A 794-nucleotide genomic window follows, 5' to 3' on the forward strand; every position below is an offset into this window, starting at 1 on the left:
AGGTTTGTAGATTGCCCAAACACCTAAACTAATTAATGTTTTTTAATGCGTAATTCACTACACATCAATTAATTGCGTAATTTCTTTTGAAATTATACCACCCGATTTTGTTTTGTTATTGTATTAATTACTATAGAATACATCTTATTCTCTCATATCGAAGTATAAACGATGCGTTTACCCAAATTTCAACCTTTTATTGCATACTCATGTTATGGGATAAAGAAAAGGTAAACCTAATGATGACCTACGGCGACTCAAGATGTTTGAATTATAAAAGTAAAATAAGTTTATAGCTTAAAATAGTAGAAGGGATAACTTCAATGAAATAAAATCACTTTCAAAAAAAATAGTGGTCTCTTTAATTAAATAAGTATCAAAGATGGTATTGCCTGCACCGATTTCAATCGAGGTGCCCAATAAAAACAAACACATAAAACTAAATATCAAACAAATTAATTAATCTTCAAACAACAGTAATTATGAAACAGTTATTTACTTTTTTAATCCTCATCTTGTTTTTTACCAACATCTATTCACAAGACTGTAACATTGGTAATGAAGCCCTTACTGCAGATTATAGTGCAGGTAATCAAACGGCCGACTTTCTTTTGGGCGCTAAGTACACGCTTGCCGAGGCAGGCACTTTAAATTCCATTAATTTAATAGGCAATGATACTGGTGGCAATGTAAAGATGGCGGTCTATGATGACAACGGGGGTGCTCCCGATAATCTTATAGCATCCACAGGCGTAGTTACTGTTGGCAGTGGTGTGGTCTCCCTTCCGGTAGCC

1 protein-coding gene is annotated in these 794 nt (G+C 34.0%); it reads left to right on the forward strand.

Going from position 1 to position 794, the window contains the following annotated elements; translation table 11 throughout:
* Positions 1–482: 482 nt before the first annotated feature.
* Positions 483–794, forward strand: a 312-nt coding sequence (locus Q4Q40_RS23290) for a hypothetical protein (RefSeq protein ID WP_303304464.1), incomplete at its 3' end; no start/stop codon positions are given.

Origin of the sequence: Flavivirga jejuensis, assembly GCF_030540765.1 — a bacterium.
Taxonomy (GTDB): Bacteria; Bacteroidota; Bacteroidia; order Flavobacteriales; family Flavobacteriaceae; genus Flavivirga; species Flavivirga jejuensis.